The 202-nt window shown below is 36.1% G+C and carries 1 protein-coding gene; it reads left to right on the top strand.

Going from position 1 to position 202, the window contains the following annotated elements; translation table 11 throughout:
* Window positions 1–73 precede the first annotated feature (73 nt).
* Window positions 74–202 (top strand): IS66 family insertion sequence element accessory protein TnpA (gene tnpA, locus R3X26_RS19120; RefSeq protein ID WP_411572439.1); only part of this gene is annotated, 129 nt, incomplete at its 3' end.

Genomic DNA, 202 nt, shown 5'->3' on the forward strand with positions numbered 1-202 from the left:
GTAAGCGGTTAACGAAACCCACCTATCAATAAAAATCTAGCTTCGCCATAGTATCTTTTTTAAAGGAGATATTATGAATCAAGAACAAAAACGTCATCACTGGGCTCAGATACTTGAGCAACAACAAAACAGCAACTTGACGATTAAACAGTTTTGCCTCGATAGTGCCATTAACTATCAAACCTTTCATTACTGGTGTAAA

The sequence above is a fragment of the Vibrio sp. TH_r3 genome (assembly GCF_033101115.1).
In the GTDB taxonomy this organism is placed as follows: Bacteria; Pseudomonadota; Gammaproteobacteria; order Enterobacterales; family Vibrionaceae; genus Vibrio.